General features: G+C 61.6%; 17 protein-coding genes. 11 read left to right on the top strand and 6 right to left on the bottom strand.

The annotated features are described in order from the left end of the window. Positions 1 to 44 precede the first annotated feature (44 nt). The 3 genes from G7048_RS05980 (at position 45) to G7048_RS05970 (ending at position 2,306) form a co-directional block, all read left to right on the top strand. Positions 45 to 407, top strand: a complete 363-nt coding sequence (locus G7048_RS05980) for a DMT family protein (RefSeq protein WP_166067256.1) — start codon at positions 45 to 47, stop codon at positions 405 to 407. Between the two features lie 187 nt (positions 408 to 594). Next, entirely contained in the window at positions 595 to 1,242 is a 648-nt protein-coding gene (locus G7048_RS05975; protein ID WP_166067255.1) for a DUF47 domain-containing protein, read from the top strand. Between the two features lie 50 nt (positions 1,243 to 1,292). After that, positions 1,293 to 2,306 carry an inorganic phosphate transporter gene (locus tag G7048_RS05970; RefSeq protein ID WP_166067254.1) on the top strand — a complete coding sequence of 338 codons (1,014 nt, stop codon included), beginning with the start codon at positions 1,293 to 1,295 and terminating at the stop codon, positions 2,304 to 2,306. 88 nt (positions 2,307 to 2,394) lie between these two features. Here the strand turns inward: G7048_RS05970 and G7048_RS05965 are convergent, their stop codons facing one another. Continuing rightward, positions 2,395 to 2,892, bottom strand: a complete 498-nt coding sequence (locus tag G7048_RS05965) for a hypothetical protein (RefSeq protein ID WP_166067253.1) — start codon at positions 2,890 to 2,892, stop codon at positions 2,395 to 2,397. 54 nt (positions 2,893 to 2,946) lie between these two features. Further along, on the bottom strand, positions 2,947 to 3,471 hold the full coding sequence (locus G7048_RS05960; RefSeq protein ID WP_166067252.1) for a GNAT family N-acetyltransferase: 525 nt from the start codon (positions 3,469 to 3,471) through the stop codon (positions 2,947 to 2,949). A gap of 151 nt (positions 3,472 to 3,622) precedes the next feature. Between G7048_RS05960 and rpsP the strand changes: the two genes are divergently transcribed. The 6 genes from rpsP (at position 3,623) to G7048_RS05930 (ending at position 7,973) form a co-directional block, all read left to right on the top strand. Then, entirely contained in the window at positions 3,623 to 3,874 is a 252-nt protein-coding gene (gene rpsP / locus G7048_RS05955) for a 30S ribosomal protein S16 (protein ID WP_166067251.1), read from the top strand. Between the two features lie 287 nt (positions 3,875 to 4,161). After that, the gene (gene rimM / locus G7048_RS05950) at positions 4,162 to 4,737 is read left to right on the top strand and encodes a ribosome maturation factor RimM (RefSeq protein WP_166067250.1); all 576 of its coding nucleotides are present in this window, start codon (positions 4,162 to 4,164) and stop codon (positions 4,735 to 4,737) included. 24 nt (positions 4,738 to 4,761) lie between these two features. Continuing rightward, positions 4,762 to 5,529: a tRNA (guanosine(37)-N1)-methyltransferase TrmD gene (trmD, locus tag G7048_RS05945; RefSeq protein WP_166067249.1), complete on the top strand. Its 768-nt coding sequence runs from the start codon at positions 4,762 to 4,764 to the stop codon at positions 5,527 to 5,529. 146 nt (positions 5,530 to 5,675) lie between these two features. Then, positions 5,676 to 6,056, top strand: a complete 381-nt coding sequence (gene rplS, locus G7048_RS05940) for a 50S ribosomal protein L19 (protein WP_166067248.1) — start codon at positions 5,676 to 5,678, stop codon at positions 6,054 to 6,056. 111 nt (positions 6,057 to 6,167) lie between these two features. Beyond that, complete coding sequence (locus G7048_RS05935) at positions 6,168 to 6,899, top strand: CoA pyrophosphatase (RefSeq protein WP_240933181.1); 732 nt, start codon at positions 6,168 to 6,170, stop codon at positions 6,897 to 6,899. Positions 6,900 to 6,983: 84 nt separating this feature from the next. Then, positions 6,984 to 7,973 carry a CobD/CbiB family protein gene (locus G7048_RS05930; protein WP_166067247.1) on the top strand — a complete coding sequence of 330 codons (990 nt, stop codon included), beginning with the start codon at positions 6,984 to 6,986 and terminating at the stop codon, positions 7,971 to 7,973. Between the two features lie 133 nt (positions 7,974 to 8,106). On the opposite strand, the gene rsgA is transcribed toward G7048_RS05930, so the two are convergent. Genes rsgA through G7048_RS05915 form a run of 3 tightly spaced genes read right to left on the bottom strand, consistent with a single transcriptional unit; the run spans position 8,107 to position 10,717 of the window. Beyond that, positions 8,107 to 9,117: a ribosome small subunit-dependent GTPase A gene (gene rsgA, locus G7048_RS05925; RefSeq protein ID WP_371747655.1), complete on the bottom strand. Its 1,011-nt coding sequence runs from the start codon at positions 9,115 to 9,117 to the stop codon at positions 8,107 to 8,109. Continuing rightward, a complete protein-coding gene (locus G7048_RS05920) occupies positions 9,075 to 9,425 on the bottom strand; it encodes a 4a-hydroxytetrahydrobiopterin dehydratase (protein ID WP_166067245.1) in 351 nt (116 codons plus the stop codon). Before G7048_RS05920 ends, rsgA begins: the two co-directional genes overlap by 43 nt. Then, positions 9,422 to 10,717: a M48 family metallopeptidase gene (locus tag G7048_RS05915; protein ID WP_240933180.1), complete on the bottom strand. Its 1,296-nt coding sequence runs from the start codon at positions 10,715 to 10,717 to the stop codon at positions 9,422 to 9,424. Before G7048_RS05915 ends, G7048_RS05920 begins: the two co-directional genes overlap by 4 nt. 66 nt (positions 10,718 to 10,783) lie before the next feature. Between G7048_RS05915 and orn the strand changes: the two genes are divergently transcribed. Both orn and G7048_RS05905 read left to right on the top strand, forming a co-directional pair. Next, positions 10,784 to 11,362 (top strand): oligoribonuclease, encoded by a 579-nt coding sequence (gene orn / locus G7048_RS05910; RefSeq protein ID WP_166067244.1) that lies wholly within the window; start codon positions 10,784 to 10,786, stop codon positions 11,360 to 11,362. Between the two features lie 334 nt (positions 11,363 to 11,696). Next, positions 11,697 to 13,817, top strand: a complete 2,121-nt coding sequence (locus G7048_RS05905) for a DEAD/DEAH box helicase (RefSeq protein ID WP_166067243.1) — start codon at positions 11,697 to 11,699, stop codon at positions 13,815 to 13,817. Positions 13,818 to 14,230: 413 nt separating this feature from the next. On the opposite strand, the gene G7048_RS05900 is transcribed toward G7048_RS05905, so the two are convergent. Beyond that, positions 14,231 to 15,466, bottom strand: a complete 1,236-nt coding sequence (locus G7048_RS05900; RefSeq protein WP_166067242.1) for a multidrug effflux MFS transporter — start codon at positions 15,464 to 15,466, stop codon at positions 14,231 to 14,233. Between the last annotated feature and the right edge of the window lie 141 nt (positions 15,467 to 15,607).

Raw genomic sequence — 15,607 nt, 5'->3', positions numbered from 1 at the left:
CGGCCTCTTCCCTGTGAACCGTGCGAAGCATTGCCGCTGCCATCATGCAATTTCTCCAGTCTCTTCCCATCCCGCTGCAAACCATTCTGTTGCTGTTTGCCAGCAACGTGTTCATGACCTTCGCCTGGTACGGGCACCTGAAGAATCTGAGCACCTCGCCCTGGTACATCGCGGCGTTGATCAGTTGGGGAATTGCGCTGTTCGAATACCTGCTGCAAGTGCCGGCAAACCGCATCGGCGCGACGACGATGTCGCTCGGCCAGCTCAAGATCCTGCAGGAAGTCATCACGCTCACAGTGTTCGTGCCGTTTGCGGTGTTCTACATGGGCCAGCCGCTCAAATGGGACTATCTCTGGGCCGGGCTGTGCATGGTCGGCGCGGTGTTCTTCATCTTCCGCAGTGCATAAGCAAATATCGAGTGCTTCTATCAAAATCTTCGGCTGACTGCCAAATGTCAAGATAGATACGCAGGGATATTGGTCTTTCGGGACGAGGGCGAGGTGCCTGCCCGGTTAAACTCCGATCTTTCACGAAGATGTCACCGTACTGTCAAATTGTTACAGTGAGTGACGAAAGACTGCCTCAGGAGTTTGCATGTTGTTTGGAAAGCTGTTGCCCCAGGAGGGCAATTTTTTCGAGATGTTCAACCAGCATGCGGAGCGCATTGTCGAGGCAGCACGTGCATTTTCCCAGCTGGTCGCCAATTACAGCGACCCGCATCTGCGTGACAAGTACAACCAGGACGTCGACAACGCCGAGCGCGCCGCCGACCGCGTGACCCACGAAGTCAACCGCACCCTGCACAAGACCTTCATCACCCCCATCGACCGTGAGCAGATCCACTCGCTCATCAACACCATGGACGATGTGGCCGACCTGATCCAGGACTCGGCAGAGACCATGGCGCTGTACGACGTTCATCACATGACGGACGAAATCACGCGTCTGACCGACATCAGCCTGCGCTGCTGCGAGCGCGTTCAGGACGCGATCAAGCTGCTGTCGCGCATTGCCGATCCAGCGGTCGCCGAAGCCGCGCTCAAGACCTGCGAGGAAATCGACCGCCTCGAAGGCGATGCTGACCGCGTGATGCGCAGCGCCATGAGCAAGCTGTTCCGCGAAGAGCCCGATGTGCGCGAAGTCATCAAGCTCAAGGCCATCTACGAGCTGCTGGAAACCATCACCGACAAGTGCGAAGACGTCGCCAATCTCATCGAGGGTGTGATCCTCGAGAACTCCTGAAGCCGCTTCGGCACCTTCTGCCCGAATTCCGGCATCACTAGCTAATCAGCATGGAAACAGTACAAGCAGCCCTATGGGTCGTGATCGTCTTGGTCGCGCTGGCCCTGTTGTTCGACTTCATGAACGGGTTTCATGACGCGGCCAACTCCATTGCGACCGTGGTCTCCACGGGCGTGCTCAAGCCGACGCAGGCCGTCGTGTTTGCAGCGTTCTTCAACTTCGTCGCGATCTTCATCTTCCACCTGAGCGTGGCGGCCACCGTCGGCAAGGGCATCGTCCAGCCGGGCATCGTGGATACCCACGTGGTGTTCGGCGCGCTGGTCGGTGCGATCACCTGGAACGTGATCACCTGGTACTACGGCATCCCCAGCAGTTCGTCGCACGCGCTGATCGGCGGCATCGTCGGCTCGGTGATCGCCAAGTCCGGCGCGGGCGCGCTGGTGGCCGGCGGCATTCTCAAGACCGTGGCCTTCATCTTCATCTCGCCGTTGCTGGGCTTCTTGCTCGGCTCGATCATGATGGTGATCGTCGCCTGGACCTTCCGCCGCGCCCGCCCCAGCAAGGTCGACAAGTGGTTCCGCCGCCTGCAACTGGTATCCGCCGGTGCCTACAGCCTGGGCCACGGCGGCAACGACGCGCAGAAGACCATCGGCATCATCTGGATGATGCTGATTGCCACGGGTTACGCCTCGACGGCCGATGCTTCGCCACCCCTGTGGAGCATCATCAGCTGCTACGTGGCCATCGGCATGGGCACCATGTTCGGCGGCTGGCGCATCGTCAAGACCATGGGCCAGAAGATCACCAAGCTCAAGCCTGTCGGCGGCTTCTGCGCCGAAACCGGCGGTGCGCTGACCTTGTTCATCGCAACCGCCATGGGTGTTCCGGTGTCGACCACCCACACCATCACGGGCGCCATTGTTGGTGTTGGTTCTACGCAACGCGCGAGCGCCGTGCGCTGGGGCGTGGCGGGCAACATCGTCTGGGCGTGGATTCTGACGATTCCCGCCAGCGCCTTCGTCGCCGCGATTGCCTACTGGATCAGTCTGCAGTTGTTCGTCTGACACTGCCGCGAGCCCAATCAAAAAGCGCCAGAGCCTTGAAGGGCCTGGCGCTTTTTCGTTGTGGACGCTGTGTTGTTTGGCTGAGCGATTACTGCGAAATCTTGCGCGCTTCTTCGATCTGGTATTCGAAGTAGCGCTGAAAGCTGAACGCAATGCTGGCCATGAGCACGGTCGTGCCGATCAGCAGCGACAGCCCGATCGCAAAAATGGTGGCCCAGCGGGTTTGGCCGGCAGGATGGTCCAGTGCCACTTGCGGGTTGAAGCGAGCATTCCATTTTTCCGGCGTCATCAGCCCATACAGAATCGCGCGCAAGGCGCAGCCCGCAAAGGTGAAGCCCAGCAGCGGGATGAGAATCCAGCTGAACTGGTCATCCTGACCGTATTCCATCACGCGCTGAATGCCGTACACCCCGAGCGCCGTGGGAATCGGCAGCAGCCAACCGAGCGTATCGAACAGTCCGTAAAGGTAGAAGCGGTGCAGGCCCAGCGGCCCGCCCACAAATGCCAGCCAGGCGGCGACGGTCTTGTTCTTGGTGGTTGCTTGCGCGGCGGTGGTGTTGGTGCTGCTGTTACTGCTCGTGTTCATGTCTCTGGAATGTTCTTCTGATGGGGGATCGTCGTCGGATTGTGAGGCGGCGCTTCACTCGGGCGCGGTCGTGTCCCCAGCCCCTATGGGCTTATCCATGAGCACGATATCCAGCCATTGGTCGAACTTCCATCCAGCGGAACGCAGCACGCCCGCGTGGCTGAAGCCCGCAGCAGTGTGCACGCCGATGGAGCCGGCATTGGCCGAATCGCCGATCACGGCCAACAGGCGGCGCACGCCTGCCTGTTCTGCGGCGGCGCAGAGAGCATCCAGCAGTTGGCGACCTACGCCCTGACCGCGCGCGGAATCGGCCACGTAGATGGAGTCTTCCGCCGAGAAGCGGTAGGCGGGCCGCGGCTTGAACCAGTTGCAGTAGCTGTAGCCGAGGATGTCGCCCGCCTCGTTTTCGGCCACGAGATAGGGCAGTCCCTTGCCGAGCACGTCGGCGCGGCGCAGGGTCATGTCGGCTTCGGTGGGGGGATCGATTTCGAAGGTTCCCGTACTGTGGAGCACGTGGTGGCGGTAGATCGCCGTGATGGCCGGGATGTCATTTTCCCGACTTGCACGAATAGTGAGCATCTTTTTCCAGGAAGGGGCTATAATTGCGGACTTTGCTGCGTGTCGCTGGCCGGGTGGCCATGTCGCGTGTCTCAAACGCAGTAGAAAAACCTTGGCAGTTGCCAAACACAAATCATTGGTGGTAACTGCTTTTCCACCCGAAGGATTCATTATGGTCGTTATTCGACTTGCTCGCGGCGGTTCCAAGCATCGTCCGTTCTTCAACATCGTCGTGACCGACAAGCGCGTTCGCCGCGATGGTCGTTTCATCGAGCGTCTGGGTTTCTACAACCCATCCGCCAAGGATGGTGAAGAAGGTCTGCGCATTGCACAAGATCGTCTGACATACTGGAAGAGCGTTGGCGCACAGGCTTCGCCTACCGTTGATCGTCTGATCAAGCAAGGTGCCAAGGCTGCTGCCTAAGCTTCCGAGCTTCTGAAAAGCGGGTTCCGTTTTTGACGGGGTCCGCTTTTTTTTGTTTTAGATTTTGGTTTGTTGGGTAGGAAGCCTTGCGGCTTCCATTGGCGAGGCTTGCGGGGGACGCCAATACAGCCCCTCATGCGTTGTTGCGAAGCCTTGCCGTATCGGCATACTGTCTGCGGCTTCGACGCCTAGCCTGAGGGGCTGTCTTGGCGTTGTGGTGATTGATCCAGCGCCCGCTGCTCTTTGTTGGCCCGCTCCGGCGGTCCGTTTTTGATTTTTCTTTTTCTATGCCAGCCGATCTTCCCGTTCTGCAATCCGCAACCCTTCCTTCCGATGCCGTCGAAGTCGGTCGCATTGGCGAGGCTTGGGGCATCAAGGGCTGGTTCAAAATCGTGCCGTACAGCGCCAACCCTGAGGCGCTGCTGAGTGGCGGGTCGTGGTATCTGTTGCCGTCGGAGAAGGGCGCGAAGAGCTTTTTTTCCGGCACGGTTTTGCTGACGGTGAAGCAGGCGCGCGAGCATTCGGATTCGGTGGTGGCGACTGCCGAGGAGATTCTCGATCGCAATGGCGCGGAGGCGCTGCGTGGTGCGCGCATCTTCATCGCACGCGCGAGTTTTCCGAAGGCGGCGGAGGACGAGTATTACTGGGTGGATCTGCTGGGGCTTAACGTCGTCAACCGCGAAGGCGTGGAGCTGGGGCAAGTGAAGGATTTGCTGGCCACCGGCCCGCAGACCACGCTGGTGCTGTCGCAGGAAGTCGATGGCAAGCCGGTCGAGCGCATGATTCCGTTTGTCTCGGCTTTCGTGGACAAGGTGGATGTGGCGGGTCGCCAGATCACGGTCGACTGGCAACTGGATTATTGAGTCGCGGAGATCGGTGGTAGCTCCATGCGTTTTGACATCATCACTCTGTTCCCTGAACTGTTCGCGCCGTTTCTTGAAAGCGGCGTGACGCGGCGTGCGTATCAGAGCAAGCAAGTCGATGTGCGTCTGTGGAATCCGCGCGACTACGCCGAAGGCAATTACCGGCGCGTGGATGACCGTCCCTTCGGCGGTGGGCCCGGCATGGTGATGATGGCCGATCCGCTTTCGCGCTGCCTGGAGGCGATTCGCGCCGATCGCGCCCAGTTGCCCGAAGCGCAGGCTCCGCTGGTGTTGTTTTCACCGATTGGGCGAGCGCTCACTCACTCGACTGTCGAGGAATGGTCGGCCAGCCCGGGTGCGGTGCTGCTCTGCGGTCGTTATGAGGGCGTGGATCAGCGATTCATCGACAAGTTCGTGAATGTGCAGATTAGCTTGGGCGATTTCGTGCTCTCGGGCGGGGAAATTCCGGCGATGGCGCTGATCGATGCTGTTGCGCGTCTGCAACCCGGTGTGCTGCACGACGACGGCAGCCATCAATTCGATAGCTTCAATCCCGCGTTGGATGGGCTTTTGGACAATCCGCACTACACGCGCCCCGAGGAATGGCAAGGCGAGAGCGTGCCTGCGGCGCTGCTGTCCGGTCACCATGCGCAGATCGAGCGCTGGCGGCGCGACCAGCGGCTGACGCTGTCGGCAAAGCACCGCCCGGAGCTGGTCGAGGCCGCTCGTGAAAAAGGGGCTTTGAACAAGGCGGACGAAGCACTCTTGGCGAAATTGCCCAAGTTGTTATAATCAAAGGCTTTTCGATCCTCTGGCCGGCCGCTCTTCAAGCCCGAAAGGTGCGCAAACTTTGATTTGCCCACCCGCTTTGAGCCACAAAGGTGCCAATCCGGGCATCAAGCCAATCTTGGCGCGGACATGATCGTTTGGAAGAAATCATGAATCTGATTCAGACTCTCGAGCAGGAAGAAATCGCTCGCTTGAACAAGACCATCCCCGCTTTCGCGCCTGGTGACACCGTCATCGTGAGCGTGAACGTGGTGGAAGGTACACGCAAGCGTGTGCAGGCTTACGAAGGCGTGGTGATTGCCAAGCGTAACCGTGGCCTGAACAGCGGTTTCACAGTGCGCAAGATTTCGAGCGGTGAAGGTGTGGAGCGTACGTTCCAGACTTACTCCCCTCTGATCGCCAGCATCGAAGTGAAGCGCCGTGGTGACGTGCGTCGTGCCAAGCTGTACTACCTGCGTTCGCGCAGCGGCAAGTCGGCACGTATCAAGGAAAAGCTGCCTTCCCGCGTCAAGGCTCCAGTCGCAGCGTAATTCAACGCTACGTCAGCGAGTCTCGCGAAAAGCCGCTACAGTGCCTCAAGCCTGTAGCGGCTTTTTTCATGCGTGGCCCGGCAACAAAGACAACAGAGACAGACGACGGTCGTGACCTCCCATTCAGCTCCTTCCGCAACCGCCGCGCAGCGGCCCCAAGAGTTGCAACTCTCCAGCATCCCCAATTTCGATCCGCGCCTGGCGCCCATCGCCGGAGTGGACTCGCACCTGCCAGCCGTTCCCGCGAAAGAGATGACGCCCGACGCGCTGCGCGAGCGGTTTGCCTCGCCCCCGATCTGGACGCCGGACGTGCTGCGGGATCGCGGAGTGATCGATCGCGACCCCGCCGACGCTTCGGTGCTGATCCCCATCGTCATGCGCGAGCAGCCGATGGTGCTGCTCACTCAGCGCACGACACGGCTGAACAAGCATTCGGGGCAGATTGCCTTTCCCGGCGGCAAGGCCGACCCCGGCGATGGCGGGCCCAACGGAACGGCGCTGCGAGAAACCACGGAGGAGGTGGGTATAGCGCACCAATACGTGGAAGTGCTCGGCCATCTCAACACCTACGTGACGGTGACCGCGTTCAACGTGACGCCGGTGGTCGCGCTGGTGCATCCCGGCTTCACGATCACGCCGAACCCCGACGAAGTGGCCGACGTGTTCGAAGTGCCGCTTGCGTTTCTGCTCGACCCGCGCCACCACGAACGCCACTACATGGAGTGGCAAGGCTTGCGCCGCGAGTGGTACGCGATGCCGTATCAGGACGGCTCCACGCAGCGCTACATCTGGGGTGCAACTGCAGGCATGCTGCGCAACTTCTACCGCTTCATGATGGCCTGATGACAAATTTTCGAGGCGCAGATTTTTCGTCCGCGCACTCTCGAAAAACGTTGTCCGATACCCTGCGCCAGTATGATGGCGCCCATGAGTTTTTTTGCCATCCTGTTTGCATTGCTCATAGAGCAGGCCCGACCGCTGTCGCGCAGTGATCCGATCCATGCAGGACCGCGCGCGTGGGCGTTGTCGGTCAGCCGCAATTTCGACACCGGAACCACCGTGCACGCATGGGTGGCGTGGTGCATCGCTGTGCTCGTTCCGTCGGCCATTGCGCTGGGCGTGCACTGGGCTTTGATGCACTGGATTGGCTGGCCCGTGGCGTTGATCTGGAACGTGGCCGTGCTGTATTTCACGCTGGGTTTTCGCCAATTCAGCTACCACTTCACCGGCATTCGCGATGCGCTGGAAGAGGGCGATGCCGACCGCGCACGCGCACGTCTGGCCGAGTGGAAGCAAGTGGAAGTGGGCGAGCTGCCGCGCAGCGAAATCGTCCGTCACGTCATCGAGTACTGCGTGATCGCCGCGCACCGCCACGTGTTTGGCGTGCTGGCGTGGTTCTCGGTTCTGGCAGCTCTGGGCTTTGGCCCGACCGGCGCGGTGCTGTATCGCATGGCCGAGTTTGTCGCCCGCTACTGGTCGCCCCGCAGCCGCGCGCTCGCCACGCATCCGGCCAGCGCCCCGCTGCAGCATGTGGCTGCCAAATCGTGGCTGGTGATCGACTGGTTGCCCGCCCGCATGACTGCTCTGAGCTTTGCCGTGGTCGGCAGCTTTGAAGAAGCCATCGACGGCTGGCGCTTTCATGCACAGCGTTTCCCGAACGACAACGATGGCGTGATTTTGGCCGCCACTTCCGGCGCGATCAACGTGCGCCTCGGCGGTGAAGCGCTGCGCTTGAAGTCCGAAGTCGGCTCCACACAGGGCTGGGAAACCGACCCCGACTTGGGCGACAGCGCCAGCACCCCCGGCCGCGAACCGGAAGTCGCGCATCTGCGCAGCGTCGTCGGCCTGGTCTGGCGCTCGGTCGTGGTGTGGATGCTGCTGCTCGCGCTGCTGTCATTCGCCCGCCTGCTGGGCTGACCGAACATCTCCAACGAGGTAGCGCGGCATCAACGCCCGCACACTCCAGGCGAGCAGCCGCCGTGCAAGGGCCGCCCCGCAGCACTGGCGGCGTCCCCCCTTCGGGGGGAAGGCGCGCAGCGCCTCAGGGGGGTCAATACTTCGGCGGAGCGCTCAGTTCCTCGAACAGTTCGCCATAGAGACGATAGCGGTTCGCGCTGATGAAATCGGCCTGTTTCTGATCATCTTCCGCATCGAGCACGCGGGCGCGCACGTCGCAGCCGGGTTCGTGCAGATGGGTGCAGTTGTAGAACTTGCAGTCGCCCGCGTGTGCGGCGATGTCGGGCATGCACTTGGCGAGATCGGTGGGCGCGAGATGGCGCAGGCCGAATTCCTGAAAGCCCGGTGAATCGATCAGCGCCGTCTTGCGGGCTTCGTCGATCCAGTAGAGGGTGGTCGTTGTCGTCGTGTGCTTGCCGGAGTTCAGTGCCTGCGAGATTTCAGCCGTGAGGGCGTAGGCGCCCGGCACCAGCAGATTCACCAGCGTGCTTTTGCCGACGCCCGAGGGGCCGAGCACCAGCGTGGTCTTGCCTTCGAGGATGGGAAGCAGCGTCTCGTGATCGACCGTGCCGGATTCGGTGAGCGACATGGGCAGCACGCGGTAGTGGTGCTGTGTGTCGTGCTCGCCGCCCATGTGGCGGTAGGGCCAGAGGCGTTCCCAGGCGCGTGCGAAGGGCTCGATCAGATCGCTCTTGTTGAGCGCGATGATGGGCGTGATGTGTGCGGCCTCGGCGGCGATGAGTGCGCGCACCAGTTGGCTCTCGGAAAACACGGGTTCGGCAGCGAGCAGGATCAGCACCTGATCGAGATTGGCCGCGAACGACTTGGTGCGAATTTCGTCCTGCCGATAGAACAGGTTGCGGCGCTTCTCGACTTTTTCGATCGTGCCTTCGTCACCCTGACCGGGCGGCGCCGGCAGCCACAGCACATGGTCGCCGACGACGGCTTGGCTTTTCTTGCCGCGCGGGTGGCAGATGCGGCGCTCGCCATCGGGCGTTTCCACCACGCAGTGACGGCCATGGCTGCCGACCACGAGACCTTTGAGCAGTTCGGGGCGTCCGCTCATGGTGCAGTGGCGAGCAGCGCGTCGACGCGGGCTGCGCAATCGAGATCGGTGGTCGAGATGCCACCCACGTCATGCGTGTTGAAGCGCACCACGCAGCGGTTGTAGTGCACCGACAGGTCAGGGTGGTGGTCCTGCTGGTGCGCGATGAGCGCCAGCGCGTTCACGAAGGCGATGGTTTCGAAGTAGTTGGCGAAGTGGAAGGTCTTCTCGATGGCCACGTTCGCGCCGTCGCCGTTGAGGCTCCAGCCTTGCAGGTCGACGAGTTTGGTGACCAGTTCGACGGCGCTGAGTGCACGGCGCTTTTCCTGGGACCAGTCCTTGATTTTCAATGCGGAGGTTGTTGTCATGCCGCGACTCCAGCTGTGTGAGGGATGCGTGCCAGCCGTTCGACGGCGGGCGGATGCGAATAGTAGAACTTCACGTAGACCGGATCGGGCGTGAGGGTGGATGCATTGTCTTTGTGCAGCTTGAGCAGCGCCGAGGCCAGATCGGCCCCTTGCGTCTGCGCGACGGCGAAGGCGTCGGCTTCGAATTCATGGCGACGCGACATCTGCGCGAACACGGGCGACAGGAACACGCTGAAGATCGGCACGGCCAGCATGAACAGCAGCAGCGCCAGTGCATCGTTGGGCGCGGAGCCCGCCACGCCGGGCATGCTGAAGTTCGGCATCACGCCAAGGCCGGTGTAGAACCAGCCCTTGGTGGCCAGCCAGCCCAGCAGCGCAAAGCCCAGCAGGCTCATCGCGAACATGCCGATGATGCGGCGGGTGATGTGCTTGTGCTTGAAGTGACCGAGTTCATGCGCGAGCACGGCTTCGACCTCTTCGGGCGTGAGTTGCTTGAGCAGCGTGTCGTAGAACACCACACGCTTGCCAGCGCCAAAGCCGGTGAAATACGCATTGGCGTGCGCGCTGCGGCGACTGCCGTCCATCACGAACAGGCCCTTGGCAGCAAAGCCGCAGCGCTTCATGAGCGATGTGACGCGTGCTGCAAGCGACTCATCATCGAGCGGCTGGAACTTGTTGAAGATTGGCGCGATGAACAGCGGATAGACCACCATCAGCAGCAGGTTGAAGCCCATCCAAACGCACCACGCCCACAGCCACCACAGCGTGCCTGCCGCGCCCATGAGCCACAGCATCAGCGCAGCCAGCGGCAGGCCGATGAGGGCCCCCACGAACGTGGACTTGAGCAGGTCTGCCAGCCAGAGCTTGAGGGTCATCTGGTTGAAGCCAAAGCGCTGCTCGATCACGAAGGTCTGGTAGTACGACACCGGCAGATCGACGAGGCCGCTGATCAGCACGAAGCCAGCGAGCAGGGCCAACTGCTGCCACATGCCGCCGCCCATGCGCTCGATCAGCGCTTGGTTGAGCATGTCCAGCCCGCCCAACAAGGTCCAGCCGAGCACGACCGCCGCGCCCAGCGCCATTTCGATCAGGCCGAAGCGGCCCTTGGCAATGGTGTAGTCCGCCGCGCGCTGGTGTGCGTCGAGCGAGATGCGTTCGGAAAAATCAGCAGGCACCTGATGGCGGTGCTGCGCGACATGGCGCATCTGGCGCGTGGCAAGCCACAGTCGCAGGGCCAGACCGGCGAGCAGAAAGAAAGCGAACAGCGAGGTCCAGAGCAGGGAAGGAGACACGTTTTGCAGAGCGGAAATTTCGAGGGCGAAGAGCGCAAGTGTAGGTGATCGGCGACAATCTCAGGCATGTCTGAAACCGTTACCCCGACTGTTCCCGAGCTCAAAAAAAACGACCAGAACCTGGTCTGGCTCGATTGCGAAATGACCGGCCTGAACCCGGAAACCGACCGCCTTCTGGAGATCGCCGTGGTGATCACCGGCCCGAATCTGGAGCCGCGCATCGAAGGCCCGGTGCTGGTGATCCACCAGTCGGATGAGCTTCTGAACGGCATGGACGCCTGGAACAAGGGCACGCACGGTCGCAGCGGGTTGATCGACAAGGTCAAGGCATCCACCGTGACAGAGGCCGAGGCCGAAGAGCAACTGCTCGAATTCATCAAGCGCTATGTGCCCAAGGCGTCCACGCCCATGTGCGGCAACACCATCGGCCAGGACCGCCGCTTTCTGGTGAAGTACATGCCCAAGCTGGAGGCTTACTTCCACTACCGCAATCTCGATGTGAGCACCTTGAAGGAGCTGGCCAAGCGCTGGAAGCCCGAGGCCTACACCTCGTTCAAGAAGGCGCAGAAGCACACGGCGCTGGCCGATGTGATCGAGTCCATCGACGAGCTGGCGCACTACCGTTCAACATTCTTGTCATTGTGAGTTGGGGCAGGGTGACAACAGGGGCTTGCGGGAAAACCCGGAGCGTGCCATAATTGCAGGCTTGCATGAAATATGCGCTGAGCGGTACGGAGCGTTCCAAGGAACGATCAAGTGGTGTCGCAGCTCTTTTCCTGCACCTTGTACATCTCCCTTTCACATCGGGTTCACGGCGTACGGAATGTTTGCTCTTTGGAAGCAAACAACGGATTCGCCACTGAAAAAAACCCACCCGCCCAGCATTTCTCAAGCTGGCGCAGGCTTCGTTGAATGGTTGATGTTTTTTTAACCGTTTGAATGAAGCCTCCGCAGGTTGCGCCTGCGGTTGCATAAATACATGACTGACTCTTTGCATTCGCAGGGCGATTTCGCGCCTGCTGACTCCGTATTGCCTGAAGAAAACCTGGCAACTGAAATGATGACTTCCGACGCTGCTGCTGTCGAAGTCGAAGAAGACACTGTGGCCGAACCTGCTGGTCCGAACCCCTTCGTCGAACTGGGCCTGGCTCCCGAGCTGGTGCAAGCCGTGACCGATCTGGGCTACACACAGCCCACACAAGTCCAGTTGCAAGCGATTCCTTACGCCATGGAAGCCGATGGCGACAGCGACCGCTTCATCGACCTGATGGTTTCCAGCCAGACCGGCAGCGGCAAGACTGCTGCCTTCCTGCTGCCCGTGCTGCACACGCTGCTCAAGCAACAGGAAGAAAAGTTCGCCGCCGAGCGCGCTGAATTCGACCGTCTGAGCGCCGAAGCTGCTGCCAATGGCGAACCCGCTCCCAAGCGCAATCGCCGCAAGGACCCGACCAACCCACGCAACTTCAAGGCAGCCGTTCCCGGTGCCCTGATCCTGTGCCCCACCCGCGAGCTGGCTCAACAGGTGGCGCACGACGCCATCGACCTGGTGCGTCATTGCAAGGGTCTGCGCGTTGCCAACGTGGTGGGCGGCATGCCTTACCAACTGCAGATCGCCAAGCTGCAGAACGCCGACCTCGTGGTGGCCACTCCTGGTCGTCTGCTCGACCTGCAACGCTCCATGCAGATCAAGCTCGACCAAGTGCAGTTCCTCGTGGTCGACGAAGCCGACCGCATGCTGGACCTGGGTTTCTCGGACGACCTCGCCGAGCTGAACCAACTGACCAGCCAGCGTCGCCAGACCATGATGTTCAGCGCCACCTTCGCGCCGCGCATTCAGCAACTGGCCATGCGTGTGATGCACGACAACGGTTCTTCCGTCAAGAAGATCCAGATCGACAGCCCGCAGGAAAAGCACGCCAACATCAAGCAAGTGCTGTTCTGGGCCGACAACGCTCAACACAAGCGCAAGCTGCTCGACCACTGGCTGCGTGACACCACGATCAACCAGGCCGTGGTGTTCGCCAGCACGCAGATCGAGTGCGATGGCCTCGCCAACGATCTGCAGCAAGATGGTTTCTCCGCCGTGGCCCTGCATGGCGCGCTGAGCCAAGGCCTGCGCAACCGCCGATTGATGGCGCTGCGCAGTGGCCAGGTGCAGATTCTGGTGGCCACCGACGTGGCGGCTCGCGGCATTGACGTGCCCACCATCACGCACGTGTTCAACTTCGGCCTGCCGATGAAGGCGGAAGACTACACCCACCGCATCGGTCGTACCGGCCGCGCTGGTCGCTCCGGTCTGGCCGTGACGTTCGCCGAGTTCCGCGATCGTCGTCGCATCTTCGACATCGAAGCCTATACCAAGCAACGCTTCAATCCTGAAGTGATTCCAGGTATGGAGCCCACACAGCGCGCACCGCAAGCCGAATTCGGTGGCCGTGGTGGTCGCAATGGCGGCGGTGGCAACAAGCGTCACGGTGGTGGCGGTGGCGCTCGCTCCGGCGGCTTCGGCGGCGGCCGCGATGCAGGTGGCTATGGCCGCAAGCAAGGCTTCGGTGGTGATGACCGTGGTGGTGATCGCCGCAGCTTTGGCGGTGACCGTGGTGGCGAACAGCGTCCTTCCTTTGGTGGTGACCGCGAGCGTTCGTTCGGCGCTGAACGTCGCGAAGGCGGCTTCGGCGGTGGCAACCGCGGCGGTGATCGTCCTTCGTTCGGCGATCGCGAACAGCGTTCCTTCGGCGGCGAGCGCCGTGAAGGCGGCTTTGGCGGCGAACGCCGCAGCTTCGGCGGTGACCGTGGCGAGCAGCCACAACGTTCGTTCGGCGGTGAGCGTCGCGAAGGTGGCTTCGGTGGTGGTAACCGTGGCGGTGATCGTCCTTCGTTCGGTGACCGCGAACAGCGTTCCTTCGGTGGCGAGCGCCGCGAAGGTGGCTTTGGCGGCGGTGAGCGTCGTGAAGGCGGTTTCGGCGGTGGTCGTCGCGATGGCGAGGGCTTTGGTGGTCGCAAGCCCGGTGGCTTCGGTGGTGGTGATCGCAAGCCAGCGCACGTGAAGTCTGGCGCTGGTGCCAAGCCTTATGCGCCTCGTGCGCGTACGCCGCGCTGATAAGTCTTGTTTTTCTCTGATCTTCTGATCAGAGGGCAGATTTGGGAACCCGGAGTGGATTGACCGCTCCGGGTTTTTCTTTTTTGTGGTGGTGGTTGGTTTGAGGGCGGGTGCCGGGTCTCGCCCCGGCGGGCGAGTCACTTTTGCTTGCGCGCAAAAGTAACCAAAACGCGCTTGAATACCGGCGGCAAAACTCACTGCGCGCCGTAGGCGCTCCGTTCAAACAGCTTGCCGCAAGTCAGTCTGGAAGAGGTAGTTACGGCACGTTGCTTCGCTCGTGCCGCTCAATCTCGCGACTTCGCGAGATGTTCGTGCGCGCGTTGTTGGGTTGGATGGTGCGCTTTGTCTTGCTCCCTCTCACGCTTGCGGGAGAGAGTTGGGGTGAGGGTGACTGCAGCGCTGGTTCTGTCGCATCAATGGCTGTGCGAGTTGCGCCCCACATCCGGCCAGCGGTGGTGGAAGTAGATCCACGCGACGAGGCCGATGCACATCAGCACAAGTGAAGTTGCTGCAAGGCCGATGGCCGAGTGCATGACCATAGGGGCGAGCACGCCTGCGACCAAGCCGTTGGCGGTGGAGCCTACGAAGGCCTGCATTGAGGATGCCATGCCGCGGCGTTGGGGGTAGAGGTCGAGCACCAGCAGGGTGACTACCGGAACCATCAAAGCCCAGCCGAACGAGAAGATCGCCAGCGGGAACATGCCCCAGGAGGCGTGGGGTGGGAAGAGCAGGTTGAGCACCAGGTTCACGATGGCGACCACGAACATGATCACGAAGCCGTGCCGGATCTGGCGCTTGGGCGGGATGCGTCCTGCCAGGCGTCCGCTGAACCACGCGCCGCCCATGATGCCGGCGATGGTGAGCATGAAGAACCAGAAATATTCCGTGGGGCCGAGGTGCAGCAGGTCACCCAGAAACGCGGGGGCTGAGAGCACGTAGAGGAACATGCCGTTGAAGGGCACGCCGCTGGCGAGTGCGAGCAGCAGGAAGCGGGGGCTGGTGCCGAGTTCCCAGTAGCCGTGCATCAGGTTGACGATGTCGAAGGGCTGACGGTCTTGGGCGGGCAGGGATTCGGGCAGCAGGCGGTAGTTGGCGATCCACAGGAAGATGCCGACGCCGGTGAGGAACCAGAAGACGCTGTGCCAGCCGAGGTAGACGGAGAAGAAGCCGCCGACGATGGGTGCAATCGCGGGAGCGATGCCGAAGAAGATCGTCACTTGGCTCATCACGCGCTGGGCTTCGGCGGGTGGGAACAGGTCGCGGATGACGGCGCGCGAGACGACGATGCCTGCTCCAGCGGACAGGCCTTGCAGCGCGCGGAACGCAATGAGCTGGCCAATCGATTCGGACATGGCGCAACCCGCCGAGGCAATCGTGTAGACCACGATGCCCCACAGCACCACGGGACGGCGTCCGAAGCTGTCGGAGAGCGAGCCGTGGAACAGCGTCATGAACGCGAAGGCGAACAGGTAGGCCGAAAGCGTCTGCTGCATCTCCACGGGCGTCGCGTTGAGCGAACCGGCAATCGCGGGGAAGGCGGGCAGATAGGTGTCGATGGAAAACGGCCCGAGCATGCCCAGCAGCGCCAGCAGGATGGCGAGCGCCCAGCGCGGGGAATTCCATTGTTTTTCGGCTTGAGCAGGAGGCATGGATTGTTGTTGTAGTTGTTGGGCGAGATGGCTGTCCGGGACTGACTGGCAGCGGTGGCGAGTGCCCAAGGAAAACCGCCGCCAGTTTCGTTCATTGGTCAATCAACCTGAACGAATTCTGACGGCGGATTATCGGGCATG

This window comes from Diaphorobacter sp. HDW4B, assembly GCF_011305535.1.
Taxonomy (GTDB): domain Bacteria; phylum Pseudomonadota; class Gammaproteobacteria; order Burkholderiales; family Burkholderiaceae_C; genus Diaphorobacter_A.
The sequence above is the reverse complement of the archived record's forward strand: the minus strand, read 5'-3'. Positions and strand labels throughout refer to the sequence as shown.